The 18,347-nt window shown below is 34.6% G+C and carries 22 protein-coding genes; 18 read left to right on the top strand and 4 right to left on the bottom strand.

Annotation, left to right across the window (positions count from 1 at the left end; translation table 11 throughout):
* Positions 1–105: 105 nt before the first annotated feature.
* Both B5D47_RS11550 and B5D47_RS10155 read right to left on the bottom strand, forming a co-directional pair.
* Positions 106–234, bottom strand: a complete 129-nt coding sequence (locus B5D47_RS11550; protein WP_200806579.1) for a cytidine deaminase — start codon at positions 232–234, stop codon at positions 106–108.
* Positions 231–686 (bottom strand): Rrf2 family transcriptional regulator, encoded by a 456-nt coding sequence (locus tag B5D47_RS10155; RefSeq protein WP_078931737.1) that lies wholly within the window; start codon positions 684–686, stop codon positions 231–233. The genes B5D47_RS11550 and B5D47_RS10155 overlap by 4 nt, the downstream gene beginning before the upstream one ends.
* A gap of 471 nt (positions 687–1,157) precedes the next feature.
* Between B5D47_RS10155 and B5D47_RS10145 the strand changes: the two genes are divergently transcribed.
* The 7 genes from B5D47_RS10145 (at position 1,158) to B5D47_RS10120 (ending at position 6,442) form a co-directional block, all read left to right on the top strand.
* Positions 1,158–2,477: a tyrosine-type recombinase/integrase gene (locus B5D47_RS10145; RefSeq protein ID WP_078931736.1), complete on the top strand. Its 1,320-nt coding sequence runs from the start codon at positions 1,158–1,160 to the stop codon at positions 2,475–2,477.
* Positions 2,478–2,678: 201 nt separating this feature from the next.
* Positions 2,679–2,903 carry a helix-turn-helix domain-containing protein gene (locus B5D47_RS10140; protein WP_078931735.1) on the top strand — a complete coding sequence of 75 codons (225 nt, stop codon included), beginning with the start codon at positions 2,679–2,681 and terminating at the stop codon, positions 2,901–2,903.
* Position 2,904: 1 nt separating this feature from the next.
* On the top strand, positions 2,905–3,072 hold the full coding sequence (locus tag B5D47_RS11470; RefSeq protein ID WP_159443527.1) for a hypothetical protein: 168 nt from the start codon (positions 2,905–2,907) through the stop codon (positions 3,070–3,072).
* Positions 3,065–3,685, top strand: coding sequence for a hypothetical protein (locus B5D47_RS10135; protein ID WP_078931734.1), 621 nt, complete (start codon positions 3,065–3,067; stop codon positions 3,683–3,685). Before B5D47_RS11470 ends, B5D47_RS10135 begins: the two co-directional genes overlap by 8 nt.
* The gene (locus B5D47_RS10130; RefSeq protein WP_078931733.1) at positions 3,669–4,637 is read left to right on the top strand and encodes a ParB/RepB/Spo0J family partition protein; all 969 of its coding nucleotides are present in this window, start codon (positions 3,669–3,671) and stop codon (positions 4,635–4,637) included. The genes B5D47_RS10135 and B5D47_RS10130 overlap by 17 nt, the downstream gene beginning before the upstream one ends.
* A 75-nt stretch (positions 4,638–4,712) precedes the next feature.
* Entirely contained in the window at positions 4,713–5,936 is a 1,224-nt protein-coding gene (locus B5D47_RS10125) for a relaxase/mobilization nuclease domain-containing protein (RefSeq protein ID WP_078931732.1), read from the top strand.
* The gene (locus B5D47_RS10120; protein WP_078931731.1) at positions 5,933–6,442 is read left to right on the top strand and encodes a type 2 periplasmic-binding domain-containing protein; all 510 of its coding nucleotides are present in this window, start codon (positions 5,933–5,935) and stop codon (positions 6,440–6,442) included. Before B5D47_RS10125 ends, B5D47_RS10120 begins: the two co-directional genes overlap by 4 nt.
* A gap of 181 nt (positions 6,443–6,623) precedes the next feature.
* On the opposite strand, the gene B5D47_RS10115 is transcribed toward B5D47_RS10120, so the two are convergent.
* The gene (locus tag B5D47_RS10115; protein WP_078931730.1) at positions 6,624–7,433 is read right to left on the bottom strand and encodes a hypothetical protein; all 810 of its coding nucleotides are present in this window, start codon (positions 7,431–7,433) and stop codon (positions 6,624–6,626) included.
* A 161-nt stretch (positions 7,434–7,594) separates the two neighbouring features.
* On the opposite strand from B5D47_RS10115, the gene B5D47_RS10110 reads away from it, so the two are divergent.
* The 11 genes from B5D47_RS10110 (at position 7,595) to B5D47_RS10055 (ending at position 17,007) form a co-directional block, all read left to right on the top strand.
* Positions 7,595–8,383 carry a hypothetical protein gene (locus tag B5D47_RS10110; RefSeq protein ID WP_078931729.1) on the top strand — a complete coding sequence of 263 codons (789 nt, stop codon included), beginning with the start codon at positions 7,595–7,597 and terminating at the stop codon, positions 8,381–8,383.
* Positions 8,384–8,480: 97 nt separating this feature from the next.
* Positions 8,481–9,089 carry a hypothetical protein gene (locus tag B5D47_RS10105; protein ID WP_143592685.1) on the top strand — a complete coding sequence of 203 codons (609 nt, stop codon included), beginning with the start codon at positions 8,481–8,483 and terminating at the stop codon, positions 9,087–9,089.
* Positions 9,090–9,435: 346 nt separating this feature from the next.
* Complete coding sequence (locus B5D47_RS10100; RefSeq protein ID WP_078931727.1) at positions 9,436–9,810, top strand: hypothetical protein; 375 nt, start codon at positions 9,436–9,438, stop codon at positions 9,808–9,810.
* A gap of 143 nt (positions 9,811–9,953) precedes the next feature.
* Positions 9,954–10,232, top strand: a complete 279-nt coding sequence (locus B5D47_RS10095) for a hypothetical protein (RefSeq protein ID WP_078931726.1) — start codon at positions 9,954–9,956, stop codon at positions 10,230–10,232.
* Between the two features lie 32 nt (positions 10,233–10,264).
* The gene (locus B5D47_RS10090; protein ID WP_143592683.1) at positions 10,265–10,798 is read left to right on the top strand and encodes a hypothetical protein; all 534 of its coding nucleotides are present in this window, start codon (positions 10,265–10,267) and stop codon (positions 10,796–10,798) included.
* A gap of 235 nt (positions 10,799–11,033) precedes the next feature.
* A complete protein-coding gene (locus B5D47_RS10085; protein ID WP_078931724.1) occupies positions 11,034–11,870 on the top strand; it encodes a hypothetical protein in 837 nt (278 codons plus the stop codon).
* A 778-nt stretch (positions 11,871–12,648) separates the two neighbouring features.
* On the top strand, positions 12,649–12,894 hold the full coding sequence (locus B5D47_RS11315) for a hypothetical protein (RefSeq protein WP_143592681.1): 246 nt from the start codon (positions 12,649–12,651) through the stop codon (positions 12,892–12,894).
* Between the two features lie 840 nt (positions 12,895–13,734).
* The gene (locus tag B5D47_RS11310) at positions 13,735–14,118 is read left to right on the top strand and encodes a hypothetical protein (RefSeq protein ID WP_143592679.1); all 384 of its coding nucleotides are present in this window, start codon (positions 13,735–13,737) and stop codon (positions 14,116–14,118) included.
* Between the two features lie 486 nt (positions 14,119–14,604).
* Positions 14,605–15,528, top strand: coding sequence for an SLOG family protein (locus B5D47_RS10065; protein ID WP_078931720.1), 924 nt, complete (start codon positions 14,605–14,607; stop codon positions 15,526–15,528).
* Positions 15,528–16,355, top strand: coding sequence for a metallophosphoesterase (locus tag B5D47_RS10060; protein WP_078931719.1), 828 nt, complete (start codon positions 15,528–15,530; stop codon positions 16,353–16,355). Before B5D47_RS10065 ends, B5D47_RS10060 begins: the two co-directional genes overlap by 1 nt.
* Before the next feature lie 7 nt (positions 16,356–16,362).
* A complete protein-coding gene (locus tag B5D47_RS10055) occupies positions 16,363–17,007 on the top strand; it encodes a metallophosphoesterase (RefSeq protein WP_078931718.1) in 645 nt (214 codons plus the stop codon).
* Between the two features lie 205 nt (positions 17,008–17,212).
* On the opposite strand, the gene B5D47_RS10050 is transcribed toward B5D47_RS10055, so the two are convergent.
* Positions 17,213–17,836, bottom strand: a complete 624-nt coding sequence (locus tag B5D47_RS10050) for a hypothetical protein (RefSeq protein WP_078931717.1) — start codon at positions 17,834–17,836, stop codon at positions 17,213–17,215.
* Positions 17,837–18,347: the final 511 nt, after the last annotated feature.

Here is an 18,347-nt window from a genome sequence, read left to right as displayed (position 1 = left end):
TTATAAAAAATTTTGTCATTCTTCCTCAAACCGCGGCTTTCCCCACCAGTCGGGAAGCAGTACCTTGAGGCGGACAGTTTTTCGCGTTTCGTAGTCCACGAGGATTTAGATTTCGCCGCTGTCCTTGTCGAGCTGCATCATGTATTCGCGGCACGCTCCGCACGGTGAACCGACTTTTCCGTCGGGCGTTATGGCGACAAGCTTTTCAATCTGGCTTTCTCCGTTCGTAATCATGTTCGCAATTGCGTTCCGCTCCGCGCAGATTCCGCCTTTTTTAGTTCTGCCGCAAGGTCGGAAAATTTTACCGTCGCAAGCTTTTGCTCAAACGCTTTCTGCGCGTCCGCAAGGTGGGAGTCGAGTATGTTGTGGATATTTTTTCCGACAGGGCACGCGGGATTCGGCTGCTCGTGAAAACCAAAAATATTTTCTTCCATGCTGCCCGAAGCCTTGTAAATGTCAAAAAGTGTAAAATCCTCCGGCTTTACCGCAAGCTCAGCTCCGCCTGTTCCTGCCGCAACGTTCACAAGACCCGCCGCCTTGAGCGAAATTAGCGTCCGCCGTATAATCACAGGGTTTACGCCCGTGCTTCCGGCAATAAAATCCGAGGTAACCTTGTATTCTTTTTTAAAACGGTAAATGCACAACAACGTGTGAACCGCCACCGTAAATTTGCTGCTTATTTTCATACGCCAACTTTAACAGATTTTTGATGTAACTTCAATTATTACAATTTGTCTTGCAGAAATGACAGACCCGGATGTCTTCAGTTTCCGAAAACACCTGCCCAAGGCCAAGGCTTATCATTTCATGGTCGTCAACGCTGATTACGCTGATCATTCTCATATTTTATCTTAGAAAAACTCAAAAATATATAGAGAAAACACACAGGAATAAAGTGAGTTTTTACTGACTACAAGAAAAAAGTCTGATTGTATAATTTTGCTTAAATACAGAGGTTTTGCCTCATAACCCGGAAGCCGCAGGTTCGAGTCCTGCCCCCCCCGCTATACTGCTAAATCCTTATGTTATAAGGGTTTAGCACACTACCAAAACCTATTAAGTAAGGTTTGGCGTGAAAATCACCTTGATATTGAGCAAGGATGTTGAGCAACTTTTTTAAGACTCATACTTGCCAGTTTCAGAAAAGGAAGGTTTTTATGACCAAACCTTATTCTATTTTTAAACGCCATACTGGAATTTATTATGTGCAATTCCGTATGAGTGATGGTTCCCGTTCTACAAGTAAAAGTACAGGCTGCCGTACTAGAGTTGAAGCTGAAAGAAAAGCAATGGAATGGGTTGTCAATGGACAGATTCCCGCAAGAATTAACAGCAAACAAGATTCTGATGCTTATAGCTCTGTTGATAAAATCAAAATCTTAAATGATTTGCGAACTACTGATTTTTCAACTGAAGAAATAAAAAGCATTATCAAAATTCTAAAAGAACGTAATTACATTACTTCAGCTGTAATTCATAAAAGCCCTGAAGACAGACCAATTGAAGATTTTCTTCTTAACTTCTGGGATTTTGAAAACTCTCCTTATGTAAAAGAAAAGAAACTTAAAAATCAAAGTATTCATCAATCATACTGTGCAACCATGAGAAGCCGTGTAATGATTTATTGGCTTCCAATGTTGGCGGGAAGATCTGTTGGAAGTATTACCAGAAAAGATGTTCAGGAAATATTTAATAACGAAGATGTCTTAAAGCTTGCTCCAAAGACAATAAACTCGATTGTAAGTTCAATTACGGTTCCATTAAAATGGGCATTTTTTAATGAACTGACTGAAAACAATTGTTTTGATGGAATCTTAAAATGCGGTCAAAAATCTAAGAAACGTGATATCCTTACTCTTGAACAGGCCGCTGCTGTTTTTAGAACTCCATGGGAAAATGATTCTGCGAAGCTTGCAAATGAACTGGCTTTCTATACAGGAATGCGTCAGGGTGAAATTGCAGGTCTTCAGCTGCAGGATATTGGTATTGATAGAATTTACATTCGTCATTCATGGAGCAAGTATGATGGACTTAAAGAAACAAAAACAAATGAGTCTAGAGAAATAAAAATCCCTCCAAAGGTTCGAGATGCACTTCTTATGCAGGCAAGTTTCAATCCTTATAATGAAGGTCAGGCAGGTTTTGTATTTTTTGGTCTTCTTCCTAAACAGCCAACAGACCCTAAAAACTGGTTAAAGTATTTCAGACGAGCATTAAAAGAATCTGGTCATCCAGATCCGGAAAAAATCTGCTTTCATGCCTGGCGTCATTTATGGTGCAGCCGTGTAAAGGATTTGATTCAGGATAATCGTGTAATTATGACCGGTTCTGGTCATAGAACCGAAACTATGCTAAATCATTATGCTGAACATGTGGCAGTAGAAAATGCTTTGGATAAACTTGAAAAAGTGCAGGAGCAATTATTCTTACCTATTATCGAAGCAGCAGATGTTGAATATTCTGTTTGCAATGAATAAAAATGAAATGAAAGGCGATTGAGTAAAACTCTTTCGCCTTTTTTTTAAAAAAAACGTCAAAGCTACACTAATCAACACTTTTTAACACTTTTTGACTACACCTGACTTCAATTAACATTGCCTACAGTTAACTATACCACCTTGTGGTGAGTAATATTTCTAAACTCTGCAGGCGCGCATACAGAGTCAAGGAGGTCCTTTATGAAGGAACCAAAATTATCAATTGTTACGGAGAATCCGGAACAGACTTTGTTCGATAGATTTACAACAGCAAAAATTTTAGGGATTTCAATTTCATGTCTTGATAGTTGTATAAAAGCAGAAGAACTGCCACGAATCAAGATTAAAAAAAGAACATATTTTTTACGTTCTGATATTGAAAAGTTTATTCTTGCTAATCGCGTTACAACGTCGGGAGAAAAATAGTATGGATGAACTGATCAAACTTATAAGAGATGAAACTTGTAGAACTCGTTACGGTGAAATTATCTGCACAATAACAATGCATGATGGTGAACCTCGGGTAATTACAATTTCTACCAGTAAGAAACATTTAATAAAAAACAAAGAGAAGGGAAAAGAAAGATATGAATGATGATGAAAAAGAAAAATCATGCACAATCTTTGTGCAGACGTGGAAAACTATTCAGTCTTTCAGAAATCCTAATACCAGGCTGGAATTGTTTGAAGCTTTATGTGCTTATTCATTTACAAATTCAGAACCTGAATTTCCTGATTCAGAAGACGGAGATGTAATGAGAGCATTATGGAGCCAATTAAAATTCCCTGAAGACCGGAAGCGAAAACGTTCAAAAATAAATTCGCTGAATGCTAAAAAGCGAAATACAGCAAATATCAGCGAATTAAACGAAATGAATACTGTTACTATTACAGGTACTAATACAGATGTAAAAACTGCTTCTTCTACTACTACAAATATTAGTTTGCAAAAAATAATAAGCAGTTTTTTAGAACGAAATTTTGCTTCAAGTTTTTCGCCTGATTTAGTTCAAGATTTAGAATCATTACTTTCAAAGTATGACATTTGTAGTAATGATGCAGAAAAATATCTTGAATATGTATTGGAGTATTCGAAGAGAAAAGCATCGGATAATCCAATGAGCTATTTTTATAAATCTGTAACTCAGGAAAACTTACTTGTTTCCTGGTTGCAGTCAAAGGAGTTTACAAATGAAAGTAATAAATAATTTAAAAGAGAAATTGCAAAGTGCAAAGGATTCGATTCTTTCTACTAAAGAAAAGTTTGTGGAAGGATTAAACCAGGTTATTTGGGTTGATATTGATAAAATTCACACAGATGAGTATAAGGATTTTCTAAAGCTCGATAAAAATCGTGTTTCAGCAATTGCCAATTCGATGAAAAAAGAAGGTATCAAAGTTGAGCATCCTTTAATTTGTGTTTACAAAAATCACAAGTTTTATTTAAGAGATGGGCAACATAGGTTAAATGCCGGGAAAATAATTCATGCAGCGAAACTTCCTGTAATTGTAAAATCATTTGATTCTAAAGAACAGGAAGCGGCTTACATATCTGATATTGAGTTGTTATCACGCCATTTAACAGATTATGAATTTCTTGTTTTATTGGAACGTAAATACAAAGCTATGGAACAAACGGAACAAAGTAAGGCTGCATTCATTTCTGAAATGGCAACATTATTTGGAAAGAGTGAAAGATCCATTTATAACGGCTTATCACTTTTAAAGAATTGTGATGATAATATTCGTTCTGAAATACAGGCAGGAAAACTTACTATAAATGCTGCAATTTCTCAACTTAAGAAAAAAGCAATTACTGAAGATGCAAACGAAAGAAAACCGAAAGTATCCAAAGATGCAAAAGATTTACGTAGATTTTGCAATTTTGCATTACGGAATTTATATTTTAAATATTCTTATTGTGATATTACAACTGCGTCTGAGAGTATTATTGATGTTTGGTTCAAAAATAGAACAAACATCGATGATGACGGCTACATTATTGATTACAACATTGTTGAGAAAGGTCATTTTGATTATTTACGGTGCCGTGTAGATGATGAGTCAGAAACAGATGGTCTGTCTGAAGTCTTTGGTCTTAGCGATGAAGATGACGATCCTCCTCCAATTATGCCTACATACAATCTGGACGATTTTTAATAAAAAACTGAATTGCAGACTTGCAAGTTGTGATTTTTGCATTTTGCAACTCTGCAAATTTGTAAGGAACTGAATATGACTAAAGAACAACGTGAATTATATGACTATTTTGAGCATTTTTGGGATGATTTAAAGAAAAAAGCGCCCAAAAAGCCAAAAAAAAGAGATGCCGGAAAGGAAATGGCAAATTTTCTGCGGGAATTAGACTTTTCTTTTCATCCCTTAAAATCGAAGGAAGAAAAGCAGAAGAATTATATTAGAGGAAGTGGCTCGGCAAAATCTCAAAACTGTATTTTAAAAATGCATTATGTTCAGGACAAACATAAGCATCTTGCATTTCTTACAGAGTACATGACACAACTCGATAAAAACGATATCGACGAAAAGCCGTTTTTATTTTCTGATATTGAGGTTGATAAAACTTTTTTCGACTCGTATCAAAAAATAATGGCTGATTTACATTTCAGGTTCATTATCTCGCCTGAATCTCAGGATGTTGATTTGCATGTAGCAACAAAAGTTTTTATCGAAAAATTAAACTCTTTATACGGTTATCAATTAAACTGGGTTGGATGTATACATGAAAATACAAATCACCGGCATGCACATGTTTTGATAAATGGAGTTGATAAGAATGGACGAAGTGTCCGTTTCCCAAAATCTTTTGTAAAAGAAACCGGACGTATGATGGTCCAGAATATTTGCACAGGTTTAGTTGGATTTAGAACTTCAAAGGAGATTCTGCAGAAGAAAGGACAAGAGCCATTCTTAGAAAGGTTTACTTCAATCGATGAAGATCTGCTTAGTATTGAACAAAAACTCGGAGTGCAAAATGAACACTTTTCTACCTTTGTTTTAACACGAACAGAAAAGCAGAATGAACGCTGTGAGAAACTTGTTGAATTAGGTCTGGCAAAGAAACTTCAATCTAAGGAAAACTGTTTTTGGCTTGAAAACAATTGGAACGAAAAGCTGCGTATTCTGGGGAAAGTGAATGTCTATAAAAAAGCTCGTGCTAATATGAAACTTGTACATCCTGGCAAACTCGAATTATGGGATGATACCAAGCCAGAAATGGATGGTATTGTTACTCAGCTTCTTTATAAAAATGATGAAGAAAACTGGATTAATGCTGTTGTTGTAGAAAATGCCAGACTGCAAAAAGCTTATTTAATACCCTTTCCTGATGAAATGCCGGATTATAGAGTTTATACGCAGTTCGTTCATTGCGGAAAATATATTTCTAAAAAAGGCAGAACGTATCCAAAATTACAAGTATACAGGGAGGCAAACAGATGAAAGAGAATAATAAGATTTATAACCGCCAGCTGCGTGTGCGCTTGCCGGATAACATTTGGGGTCAGATTGAAATATATGCAAAGGCCACTAACAGAAGTGTCAACAATGTTATTCGTGTAGCAGTTGAAGAGTATCTTTCAAAAAATACACAGAATGAAACTTTATTTTTAGAAGCAATGCATAAAATGACAGAAAGCTTTAAGCAGCTTACAGTTCAGGAAAAAGAAACTGCAGAACTTGTTTCGTCTGTTCATGATAGTTTGGATTCAATTGAAAGCGGATTAAATAAGGTTGAATATGAAGGCCAGATTCAAATTGTGCTCTTCCTTGATTTTCTGAGACACTCTTATTCTTTATTCCGCAAAGAAGTTGATTCTAAAAACAGAACACAACAGGATATGGAAGCTTCAATAAATTTCATGAATGATTATCTTCAGGAATTTGTTGCTTTTAGAAACAACTATGGAAACAACTTTTTTAAGAAAGCCTTGGATGCAAAAAGTTAGTTCTATAATTCTGTAATTTTCATCTCCTCCGTAAGGGGGAGATGATTGTTAAATAATCCCCCGTAAGGGGCAAGATAAAGAAAGTGTGACGTTTAGAAGATTGTTCAAGTTTCTTCTATAATAAATAGATTGTTGCCTTGTGACATATTTTTGTATTTGTCACAGAGTTGAGACATATATGTTATTCAGACTGAACAGAGTTTTCATCAGTATCATCAGAAATCAATTCTGGTACATAGTGCTCGAGGAAGACAATTGGATTAAAAAGGGATTCTCGTGTTTCTTCGTGAAAATCAATTTCAATTAGGTCTTCAAATGGTTTATTCAAAATCCATGAAAGTTTATAAATATCGCTTATTGTCCATTCTGTCTTATTATTTCTTCTGTTAGTTATAGACTGCGTGTTGTTAAGGTCAAGTAATATTGTTAACTGTTTATCTGAAAATTTGTATTCATCAAGAAAAGAAAATATCTTTTTAGAAGTCTTTTCACCGTTTACATAAGGAATATGATAAATAATTTTTCCTTTAACAACGCTTTCATAAGAATCATATTTTGTTCCATAAAAATGAAAATCTGAATATTGAGAAGGATCCGGTTCTTCACGGAGTCGTCTAACAAAAGTAACATAATTATATTTCCTCTCATATGCTTTATCTGAAGGAACTATGTAATAGGTGTCTTGAAATACTCCAAAAACTCTTTCTGGTGGAAAATCTTCTATTTTGCAATTAATTTCACATTCCATCCATTTTGGATTTGCTGACAAAATAACATCGGGGGAAGAAGTAAAAAATCTACAGATAGTCAGGAAGGTATCTATTTTTGGAATTGCACCGTTTTTATATTTATTAATTCTTTGTGGGCAAATTGTTTCTGCTCCTATTTCGCTTAGCTCTTTTGACTTTAATTTAAAAATACTCAATTCTTCCTTAAATTTTTCGGCCCATCGTACTTTATCAATTTCCGGAACAAGAAATTTTACCTTCATAGTTTAAAAATAGTAAATTTTAAGTTTAATGACAAGGTAATCTGAAGTCGTGTAAAGTTTACTGAAGCCATATGGTGTTAACAGCAGTATTCAAGCACAAGTTTAATGAATAAAAATCAGGCTGAATTTATAATTATTAGAAATAAAATGCGAGGTGGAGTATGAAACTTAGTAAGCTGACTTTTAAAACAGAACATGTTGATATTGAACAAGGAAGCGGTCTTGGAAAATATCTTGCATTTTACTTTTATATTGATGGAAAAGAAATTGGGAAAGAAGAATACAATCCTGCAGATTATGATGATATATTGGCTTCTGACAAAGATATGATTTTTATACAACATTGCGGATGCGGAATAAGAGAATGTTCCGCCTTAGTTGCAAATGTAAAATCAGTTTCAACTGATGTTGTTGAATGGAGCATTAATGAATACCGATATGATGCCGGTGCTGAGATATATCATTTTGCCAAGGCTGAATACGAAAAAACTATGGCGCAGGTTTACAATGAGGCATATTTAGAAGGAGTTGAACAAAACAGTTCGCGATACGCTTCTATTTTAAAAATGGAACCGGAAGATTCATTATCACTTTTTTGGGATATAGAAGGAACATGTGTTGGGAATGCTGAACATATTTCATTAAAAAATGATACTTATAACTTAAAATTTGCAGAGCTGCAGAAATGGGCAGATAGTTATATGTTGCAGGTTTTAGTTCCATCTGAATCAGGCGAAATTACTCTTGAAGAAACAAACAAGATCTTTGACTGGAAGAGTTTTCACAAACAGGGAATTGCAATTGCAGTCGAGGTGAAAAGACTTCTTCCTAAGGATGTCGTTCTAAAATATTCAACTCCTTTCGAGGACAGAAGCGGCATTTTTCCAAACGAAGTTCTGATAGATGATGATGAATGGTATGTAAAAAATGTGCTGGAGAAGATTGTTTAATTTTATACCAAGAGAAAATTATGGACAATGAATACAAACAAACACCTTGCGTCACTGGTATCTTGGTGAATATGAAAGTAATGGTGAAAAAAGGCCGATGGCATTCGGGCAGTTTTTTAATCGAACAGGATTCTATGAGGGAATGAACGGACATACTTCAATTGTTCAGTCTGTAACTATAAATCATGAAGAAAAGGAGTTTGAAATTCAGACAAAGAATACTTTGTACCACTGCCCTTTTGATTCATGCTTTTTTGAACGGCAGGATGATTCTCCTTATAAACTTCCTGAGTATGAAGGAATAAAAGCTGAGTATTACAAGTCAATTGATACTCAAGGACTTTCTAAAAACGATATGCTTCTTGTTGTTGCTGATTACTGTGAATATTATTTCGAAAAGCTGATATATCAAAACCCGGACGGATCCGAGGGAGACTTTTCTGGTTATCCTCATATTGGAACGTATACAGATACATACCTCATAGAAGGAAGCCATGATTATTATAAAGAGCATTCTCAGAACATCGATATCCGCTATTATGTAAATAACGGCGGTTTTGAATTTTATTCTCTTGGTACGGGGGGAAGAAATCTCTGGATTGAAAATCGTGGAGATTCAACCTTGGATATTTATGGTTGTGGTTCGCCAATAGAACTTAAACCTGGAAAAAGAATTCTTGCATTAAAAAAGGATAAAAGTAAATAGAGACTTAGAGTTTAAATTTTAAGTTTAATGTTTTTTTGAAAGACCTATGTTACATTGTAATTAAGTTACCAAGAGCAGAAAGGACTATGCCGGTGATGATGTTTAGGGCGAGGAAAGCCATGCTGTTGCGTGTCTCACCGTTTGAGTGGGTGGCTATGTTGGTGAATTGGATGCCAGGGTAGACCGTGCTGAGGTAAAATATCATTGACTGATGATGGGGTCTCCGTCCATCGGTGACTTTTTTGAGCCTGAGTAAGACACAACCTCTATTCGATTCCTTCCGCTTGGAATGCTATGAGAAATAAGTTGCTGTGTCAGGCTCATTTTTTTTGGGGAGAATATTTGAATGAGTTTTTATGTGGCAAATCACCAAGTTATAAAAATAAAGCAAGAATTTCAGACGGACTTTTCCTTTCTCTTTAACGGAGATTATGAAAAAATTGAAAATCCTGCTATTCGAAAATTTTCAGATGACTATTTTATACAAGGAAAAGCAGCTGGTTATTATTCTAAAGAATTAAAGCAATGGTATCACCATGATTATGTAGACGAATGGAAAGGTAAATATCCTACAACATATGAAGATGGATTATTTTCGTATTCAAATTATTATAATGCAAATGGATTGTTAAGGGCTTTCTACTTAGATTTTGAAAACCAAATACTCCCACTGATAACCGAAGAAATAATTGAAGAAGATTATTGGATGGAGAATTTTTAAACTTTAAAGAGGAATACTTATGGCAAAAGTATTATCTGTTCCAGATGTACACGGTTCTCACGAATGGGAAGTTGTAAAGAAACTTCCTGCAGGCAGCTGTGATTTCATTGTTTTTCACGGCGACTATTTTGACTCCTAGGAAAATGAATGGCCAGACCAGGGAGAAAACTTTAAGAATATTTGATTTTGTTCGGGAGGATACTGAGCATAGAAAACTTTTGATCGGAAATCACGACTGGTCGTATTTGTCGCAGTCTCGTGAAGGACAGAATTGTTCTGGACATCAGAGCGGTTCAATTTACAGTGAAGGAAAAATTACTGTAATCAGGGAACTTTTGCTTGGTGCAAGAGATATTCTCGAACTTGCTTTTGAATGTGACGGATGGGTTTTTAGTCATGCAGGTTTTTCAAAAACTGTGTGAATTACATGCAGGAGATTCTTAAAAACTTAGGAATGATTCAAGACGAAAAAGAATATTCCATCAGCCTTTTAAACTCAGTTTTCAAAAAGCGGCTTGAAGAATACGACATTTTCAACTTTTCAAAGTGGATTCCATTTGATGAAAAACTCGACTGGGACGGCTGCTTTAGCGGAAGCGGCGATGAACCTTCTCAATTCTGTTTGTGGATTCGACCTGATTCCCTTCTTGAAGATGCATATTACAATAACCAGGTCGTGGGCCACACAGAGTTTTGCATTTACGACAAAATTTATTTGCAGCAGGAAGAGAACAAAGTCATCGTTGTAGATTCGCCGGATCATGAAGTTTACGATGTGTTTGATACACAAAAAGAATATGAGTTTTTCTCCGTACCAGAGATAAACAAACAACGAAAGAAGCATTTCAAAGTTGTAAATGATATTAAAAGTCAGCTTATCATGCACAACGACACAGAGGATTTTATCAGAAAGTCGCTTAAGGAACACTTTTCTGATGAGGTTGTGGAAAAACTGATAAAACTTGCATTTAAGGAATATTTGGAATAAGGAGAGAAACTTGAGATATTGAGAGAGGAATTTCAATTGCTATGGCTTGAATGATTTTAAATTTTAAGTTTAATGCAATTTAGAAAAATGTATGTTAACGTGTAATTGATTGAGCCTGAGTAAGACACAACCTCTGTTCTATCCCTTCCGCAAGGAATGCCGTGTGAAAAAAGTTGCTGTGCCAGACTCAATTTTTCATTAAGTTGAAAATCTATATAAATATCAGGAGAAATCTATGAAGAAAATTTTATTTGCATTAAGCGTATTATCGTTATTTACTTTTATTTCATGTCAGCAGCCAACTGATTCTACTCATGAACCTGCATGGAAAAGTTTTGAAGGATGGGGAAGCGAGAAAGCAAAAGAAAAATATGCAGAAATACTAGGTTCTTGGAAGTCTGTATCTGATAATCCTACATGTGGAATAAATACACTTGTTTTTACAAGTGATTCTGTATTCATAAACTCTACAAGATATGAAATAAATCAAAACACAGATATAATATATGTATATAATGAAGAATATGATGGAGACCCTTTTGAAAGTCCTGGAATCTTTGTAGAAGATCCTGGTCATTATTATGTGGGATTTTATGTAAGAATTAACGATAAACTTTTGTCGCTTGAAAAGTTTTCTTCATATTATAGAGGCTCAGGTTTAGATGTAAATTGGGAACCTGAAACCGGTTATGTCAGCCCAGATGTATTTAAACTAGATACATCTAGTTCAGAAAGTGATGAAGGTGATACATCTTCCGTAAACGGTACATATTCCTTCAGCAATGCAAACGGCACACAGAAAAACGGTTCAATTACTTTATCAGACGGAAACTGGACTTATTCCGGTTCAAAAACTAATGCTCCCTCCGGCGGTACATATACTGTAAGCGGTTCTGACATTACATTCAGTTGGACTGCAAACGGATATGCAGTAAGTACAACAGTAACTGTAAGCACAAGCGGTTCTTCCGTTACTTTAAGTTCTAGCGAAGTTGTATTCTTCAGTACGTTCTTTAACAGTACGACACAATCTGACGGTAAGTATTCTCTGACCTTCAATTATTCAGAATAGAAGTTTTTGAATATGTAAAAAGAGAAGCCCTGTCCGTGTCTAGCGAGCAGGGCTTTTTTGTAGGAATAACGCACCTTATTTTATTGGACGTTAAAAAATCAAAAAAACGAATGAGACTTAAAGATATGAGTAATGAAGAAATGACAAATCTTTTTAAATTTTAAGTTTAATGATTTTTTGAAAAACCTATGTTACATTGTAATTAAGTTACCAAGAGCAGAAAGGACTATGCCGGCGCTGATGTTTAGGCCGAGGAAAGCCATGCTATTGCGTGTCTCACCGTTTGAGTGGGTGGCTATGTTGGTGAATTGGATACCAGGGTAGACCGTGCTGAGGTAAAACATCATTGACTGATGATGGGGATGTCCGTCCATCGGTAACTTTCTTGAGCCTGTTTCTCCCGACTCATCAGTTGGGCAAAGTTACAGGCTCATTTTTAGAGGTGCAGAATGGCAGAAGGATTAAACTTAGGAAGATTTGACTAAAGAAGATGTCTAAAAATCATTATACTGAATACAAGAATTACTCTTCTCTTGACTTAATCAGTAAAGTAAATCGCTGGTGCAGCGGATTATATTTAAGCTCAAAAAAGTTTGCAGAAATGAGGGAGACTTTACGAATACGAATTAAGTTCCTGAATAATTACAATAGAAATAAATCAGTTTTTCAAAATAGCATTCATAATGAAGTATTCAGTGTCTTAATAGATGATTATAAACTTTACTGTAAACATGAATGTAATGATTTTACTGTTGAACTCAGCCCTGAAAATCAGCACATGAATAAATATTTTAAGAACCTTCAAAAGCAGCTCTTATCTGCTTTAAATCAATTGGATCGATGCTGGGGTTTTTACGGCGTTTGGGGATACGGAATGAATTACGGCGAGTGTCATATCGAACAGGAATCGGATGTAATCAGAATTCATAGAAAATTAAATACTGCAATTGAATGCTTAAAAAAAGTTGCAGAAGAAACAGGAAATGAAGAGTGCATAAAAACACTAGCAGAATTAGAAAAATGAGACAAATCTTGTTCATTTAATGATTCTTAATTATATGTTATAATTAATACATCGTTATTGCGGATGATCGCAAACGAGTAGCGGACAGTTCTTCTGCAAAACGAAGGGCTGATATTGTAGGTGCAACTCCTACCCTTTAGCGGAGTTTTATTTATAATTTAATACACCGTTGTTGTAGATGCCCTCAAAGCAGTAGAGGAGACTTTTGGTTCAAGAGTTTGTATTGTGGGAGCAACGCCCACCTCAATAACGGTGTTTTATTTATATTGTTACCCAAAAATGCAGGTTGCTGAAAAAAAAACACGTAAAGGAACTTAAATAACTATGTGGGTTTATATTGTACCATCAGGCTGTTCTTTAGTCGGCTTATTGATAATCTTAATTTCAGTCATTTTATTTTCAGAATATTCAGCAGATCTAATTACCGTATGTGTATTGTTTATACTTTCTTCTATAGCGATTTTTATAATACTCGACTTAATTTCATATAGAAAAAATAAGAATTATTTTTACAGAAAATTATTATTTTTTCTAACCGCCGGAATATTATGTTTTCTTAATACAAAACTTTTCCATATGGTAATACCTTCTGTTTATCATATACACTCATTTTTTCATTTTCACTTAAACATTCCTAGAATTCTTCAACTGGCGGTTATTGGATTTTATATTTATATTCGTATACATTTTAAAGAAAAGCTAACATTGACTCAGAACGATTCTTATGATGAAAGAATGCCGTTGTGGATTTTTCTTTTATCATTATATACAGTCTTTTGGTTTCTTATAATAATACATATTCCACAAATACAGCTTTGGTTTAATAATTTGTCAAATCAGATGTATGAAAATATCACTTTCAAGATCTTATTAAAAGAATCCTGGAAGTTTTTAATTTTATATGTCTCATTCATTTGGTTTCTTTTGTTACTTATTATAAAAAATAAACATACTTTTACAAACACGCTTGCTCTTGGTCTCATTCCTTGCATAATAATCCTTGATTTTTCAATTTTTAATGAAGGAATTATTCAAAACTTCTTATACAAAAAAGAAGCAAATACAATAAACATAAAAACTTTCTTTGAAATGCTAAAATATTTTTTATCAAATTTTGATTTTGAAATTTTGATACCGTATGGAATACTCGTTATAATTGTTTTAATTATTCCAGCTATTATTGGAATAACTAATTCCATCAAAATAAAGCGATATAAAGCATGATAAAGTTTCAGAAAGAATCAGCGGGTCTGTCAAATCCAGTAAGAGCATTATATATACGGTCACGAGCAAACTGTTTTCTAGCTTGCTTAGCATAATCTCTGCAAACCTTATCTGCTCTTGCAACAATATTTTTAAATTTTAAGTTTAATGAAAAATACTTAATCCAATAGTATATTAAAAATTGCCGGGCGAGATTCCGTTAAATCGGCCAAGCTGGGCAACGCGGTGTTTAGTGTTGGACGAGGAAAGCCATGCTGTTGCGTGTCTCACCGTTTGAGTGGGTGGCTATGTTGGTGAATTGGATGCCAGGGTAGACCGTGCTGAGGAAGATACTAAACGATTCGCTTGGGGCAAAGAAGACAGCACCCACCTGTACGCGGAGAAGAGAGTGTTCAGGTTTGTAGCCATACTGTGCGTTGACCGTCTTTATGGTTTCTGTTTTCTTCCCCATTTTTTGTTTATTGGGGGCTGAAAGAGAGTAAGTTCATGAATTTATTTATATGTGGAAGCAGGTCAATAACTGATAGAAAATGGATTATTTCAGAAATTGAAAATTGTATTACAGAAAAGCAGTTTCACAATGTCACGATTCTTGAAGGCGGTGCGCGCGGAGTAGATTTAGTTGCGAAAGAATACGCGGTGAAAAATAATATTCCACTGGATGAATATCTTCCCGATTATGATAAATATCACAATAAAGCCTGTCATCAGCGAAACGAGGCAATGGCTAAGGATTGTGACTTTATGCTCGACTTATGGGATGGTGAATCTGGCGGCAGTTTACACGATATCCTGATGGCAGAGAAGTATTGCAAGCCGTATAAGGTAAGAATATACAGCAGTAGATTATATGAAGAAGCTGTTCAAAATGTCTTAGATAATCATAGAGAAATATTTCAAAGCTCTGATGATTTAAGAGTAGTATTACCTAAATATAAAACAGCAGTTTATCAATATTTTCTAAAAGATGTATTTGAACCGTGGTGGGAAGAGGGGCATAATTCAGGTTCTTGTTTTTGGATATATCCAGTAAGACAAACTAATGACAAATCTCCAGAAAGCTATAGTAATTGTTATTGTTACTTTGAAGAACAAATCTCAATAGAAGAAGATGTTGTCTATTATTATTTATATCATCAATTTCTGCATCGATACTTTAACAAATCTATTTCATATCTATGTCGTGTGCAGAATTATGACTCAGAAGATGAAATTGAATTCGATTGGTATGATCATAATCTTTACACATACGAAACCGTAAGAAAAATTGCCGAAGAAATGAAACGTTTTGCAAAGGAAGTCGATTTAGGAAAATGTGTTTCTGAATTTTATAATACCTTAGCCAATCGTCTTATTTTGATGATGGAACGTCAGCCAAACTGGGATTATATTACTTTTGAAGGACCATAATGACTTTAAACCTAACTAGCGACCTGCACGTAGATCACTATGCAGAAAACAGAACAGAAATCTCAAATTTTATGGAGCGCTATCTTCCTTCATGCGATGTGCTTTGCGTTGCAGGAGATACAGCTGACAATCCAAAAATTTTTATTGATTTTTACAGGCTCGCTTCCCCTAAATACAAGCAGATTTTTCTAACTTTTGGAAATCACGATTTAACGGTAAAGCATGACGACTGTTTTCTTGCAAATCCTTTTACTCAGACAGAAGAAAAACTGAACTGGATAAAAGAAAAACTTTCTGAACTTCCGAATGTAACGCTACTCGATGGAACAACTGCAAAAATCGGCAAGATTAAAATCGGCGGTTGCATGGGCTTTAATGATTTTTTAGTCGGTTCAAAAACCTGGCCTCATTCTAAAGAATGGCTAAAAAATGAATGGCAGTTCTGGTATGACAACGTGCACTGGCGCTACAAGAATAATGATCCGGATGCAATTTTTAAGGATGAAATGCAAAAACTTGAAAATGTAATCTCTCAAAAGCCTGATATAGTCATGACACATTTTATTCCCACCGCATTTGGTATACCACGAAAATATGAAGATGAAATCTCAAATGCATACTTTTATTTTAATGCGGATGAATATCTTGCAAAGATGAAACATAAATCTATCTGGCTTGCAGGTCACACTCACGACACGGGAAGAAAAGTTATTCAGCTTGGTTCCAAAAAGATTACCCTGCTTTTAAATCCGATTGGATATCCAATGGAAACAAATAGGCTTTATGATTTGAAAAACAGAGGCCTCTTTGCGATGCTGGATTTTTAAATTAATTATGGGAGCAAATATGTTCACACAAATTACAACTGATGATTTCTCTTTAGGTTATTCGCCAGAAAAGATATATCTCACAAGCGATTTACATCTGTTTCATATAAACATAATTAAATATTGTAACCGCCCTTTTGAATATTCAGCAGAAGGTTGTACTAAAATGAATGAGTTCATTCTTAAAAAATTTGATGCACTTCCAGAAGACTGCTTAATTTGGAACTTCGGTGATGTATTTTTGAATCTGCGTTTGGGAAATGATCGGATAATGCAAGACATTATGCGGATGAAAAAGAACCGGAAGATGTGCCTTATTCTTGGAAATCATGATTTTAGGGCACGAAAAAAGCCTTTTCCAAATTATATTGAATACTTTAAATATCTCGGTTTTGACGAAGTTTATAAAGGACCTCTCCAGTTTGGAAATTATATTTTTTCGCATGAGCCAGTATTCATTGAAAAAGAAAGCGGTCTTGTGAATATTCACGGACATACTCACGAAAAAATGGTAACAGAAGATTATTTTTTAAGCGAGTACAACAAATCTTTTTCTCATAAGAAAGTGAATCCAGAACAGTATAAAAACATCTGTATGGACGCGAATGACTTTCATATTTTGAAATGGGAAGAGATTATAAAAGCCTTTTAATATCCTACATACTCTACCAGCAGGGGTTGGAAATCTTTTAATTCAATAATTCAGAAGAATAGAAAATGTCTCAAAACTTCACTTATACCCTTATAATCTACTTAAAGTGGTTAAAATTTAGAGATTAAGTAGATTATAAGGGTGTTTTTATGATGGTTGCTCTTAGTGAGACTTAAATGTGAAACTTAGAATTTGTTAACGCTGGCTATTTTTCTGCATTTTTATCATCGGAGGCGACAATCTTATGTTTTTCGCATTCATCTAAAATTCTTTTTATAAAGTCTTCTGTTTTTTTCTGGTTGGACTCACGTTCTATATCATCATCACCTTTGTAAGTTCGTTTTCTAGTTAAACGACTGTTATTATCAATGGTATGAGCATGTTTGATATTTGAAAAATATTTACTATATTCTTGTGATTTTATCCCTGGACACTTTGACATGAAAAAACTTACTGTATCTGTAATATTTTTTGTTTTAAATAGCTTTGTTTCTCTATCAAATTCAAAAATGCCTAGTTCTTGAAATACATTAATAATATTCAAAGGAAGCTTTGAATTTTCTTTGCGAATTCTTGCCACAAATGGAATCGTAGGGTCGTCTATATTATCATAATCAAATTTAAAATTATTGTTGTAAACAAGTTTAAATTGTTGTCTTAAGGCCATTTCCAGTTCATCAAGCCTTTGAAAACAGCATTTGATATTAATAAAAAATCGAGATTTTACCTTGATTGATTTTACTTTTCCGTGAAGAATAAAATAAGATAGACTGCCTACTATAAGTGACAAAACAGAACCACCTATAAAAGCAATGCCCAAATAATTCATTGGATATTTACTTTCAATACGAATATAAATTAATAGTCCTGAAATAGCTGTTCCAAAAACACCAAACCAAAATATAAGAAAAAAAATTTTGTTTAATATTGCATTATGATGAGATTCAACAATTGAAAAGAAGTCATTAAAAAAATCATTTTTATTATCTTTTAAAAACTTTTTTTCATTTTTGTCTAATTGATTATTTCACAGAAAATGAACCATCAATATTCATCTGAGCACCACCAATATCAATAAGAGCACCAATTAAATATTTCTAAAATATAACACCTTAAGTAAGATTTTTATGAACTTGATAAAAGTTCAAATCTTATTTTAAGGAGGCCTGCTTATGGCCAAAATCAATCCGAAGCTCATTCTTGAGCTAATTGAAAGTGGCATGTCACGAAGGCAAATCTGTTCCAGTCGACATGTCAGCCCCCACACTGTCAGCGAAGTAAAACAAATCGCTGAGAAAAACAATATCACGACAAAAGACATCAAGAACATGTCCGAAGAT

Source organism: Treponema berlinense (assembly GCF_900167025.1).
Lineage (GTDB): Bacteria > Spirochaetota > Spirochaetia > Treponematales > Treponemataceae > Treponema_D > Treponema_D berlinense.
Note: the sequence above shows the minus strand (reverse complement) of the source record. Positions and strands in the feature narration are given on the sequence as shown.

Excerpts from the sequence above, each read along its gene's own strand:
- B5D47_RS11550 (WP_200806579.1), bottom strand. The coding sequence starts at position 234 with ATGATTACGAACGGAGAAAGCCAGATTGAAAAGCTTGTCGCCATAACG.
- B5D47_RS10155 (WP_078931737.1), bottom strand. The coding sequence starts at position 686 with ATGAAAATAAGCAGCAAATTTACGGTGGCGGTTCACACGTTGTTGTGC.
- B5D47_RS10145 (WP_078931736.1), top strand. The coding sequence starts at position 1,158 with ATGACCAAACCTTATTCTATTTTTAAACGCCATACTGGAATTTATTAT.
- B5D47_RS10140 (WP_078931735.1), top strand. The coding sequence starts at position 2,679 with ATGAAGGAACCAAAATTATCAATTGTTACGGAGAATCCGGAACAGACT.
- B5D47_RS11470 (WP_159443527.1), top strand. The coding sequence starts at position 2,905 with ATGGATGAACTGATCAAACTTATAAGAGATGAAACTTGTAGAACTCGT.
- B5D47_RS10135 (WP_078931734.1), top strand. The coding sequence starts at position 3,065 with ATGAATGATGATGAAAAAGAAAAATCATGCACAATCTTTGTGCAGACG.
- B5D47_RS10130 (WP_078931733.1), top strand. The coding sequence starts at position 3,669 with ATGAAAGTAATAAATAATTTAAAAGAGAAATTGCAAAGTGCAAAGGAT.
- B5D47_RS10125 (WP_078931732.1), top strand. The coding sequence starts at position 4,713 with ATGACTAAAGAACAACGTGAATTATATGACTATTTTGAGCATTTTTGG.
- B5D47_RS10120 (WP_078931731.1), top strand. The coding sequence starts at position 5,933 with ATGAAAGAGAATAATAAGATTTATAACCGCCAGCTGCGTGTGCGCTTG.
- B5D47_RS10115 (WP_078931730.1), bottom strand. The coding sequence starts at position 7,433 with ATGAAGGTAAAATTTCTTGTTCCGGAAATTGATAAAGTACGATGGGCC.
- B5D47_RS10110 (WP_078931729.1), top strand. The coding sequence starts at position 7,595 with ATGAAACTTAGTAAGCTGACTTTTAAAACAGAACATGTTGATATTGAA.
- B5D47_RS10105 (WP_143592685.1), top strand. The coding sequence starts at position 8,481 with ATGGCATTCGGGCAGTTTTTTAATCGAACAGGATTCTATGAGGGAATG.
- B5D47_RS10100 (WP_078931727.1), top strand. The coding sequence starts at position 9,436 with ATGAGTTTTTATGTGGCAAATCACCAAGTTATAAAAATAAAGCAAGAA.
- B5D47_RS10095 (WP_078931726.1), top strand. The coding sequence starts at position 9,954 with ATGAATGGCCAGACCAGGGAGAAAACTTTAAGAATATTTGATTTTGTT.
- B5D47_RS10090 (WP_143592683.1), top strand. The coding sequence starts at position 10,265 with ATGATTCAAGACGAAAAAGAATATTCCATCAGCCTTTTAAACTCAGTT.
- B5D47_RS10085 (WP_078931724.1), top strand. The coding sequence starts at position 11,034 with ATGAAGAAAATTTTATTTGCATTAAGCGTATTATCGTTATTTACTTTT.
- B5D47_RS11315 (WP_143592681.1), top strand. The coding sequence starts at position 12,649 with ATGAATAAATATTTTAAGAACCTTCAAAAGCAGCTCTTATCTGCTTTA.
- B5D47_RS11310 (WP_143592679.1), top strand. The coding sequence starts at position 13,735 with ATGTATGAAAATATCACTTTCAAGATCTTATTAAAAGAATCCTGGAAG.
- B5D47_RS10065 (WP_078931720.1), top strand. The coding sequence starts at position 14,605 with ATGAATTTATTTATATGTGGAAGCAGGTCAATAACTGATAGAAAATGG.
- B5D47_RS10060 (WP_078931719.1), top strand. The coding sequence starts at position 15,528 with ATGACTTTAAACCTAACTAGCGACCTGCACGTAGATCACTATGCAGAA.
- B5D47_RS10055 (WP_078931718.1), top strand. The coding sequence starts at position 16,363 with ATGGGAGCAAATATGTTCACACAAATTACAACTGATGATTTCTCTTTA.
- B5D47_RS10050 (WP_078931717.1), bottom strand. The coding sequence starts at position 17,836 with ATGAATTATTTGGGCATTGCTTTTATAGGTGGTTCTGTTTTGTCACTT.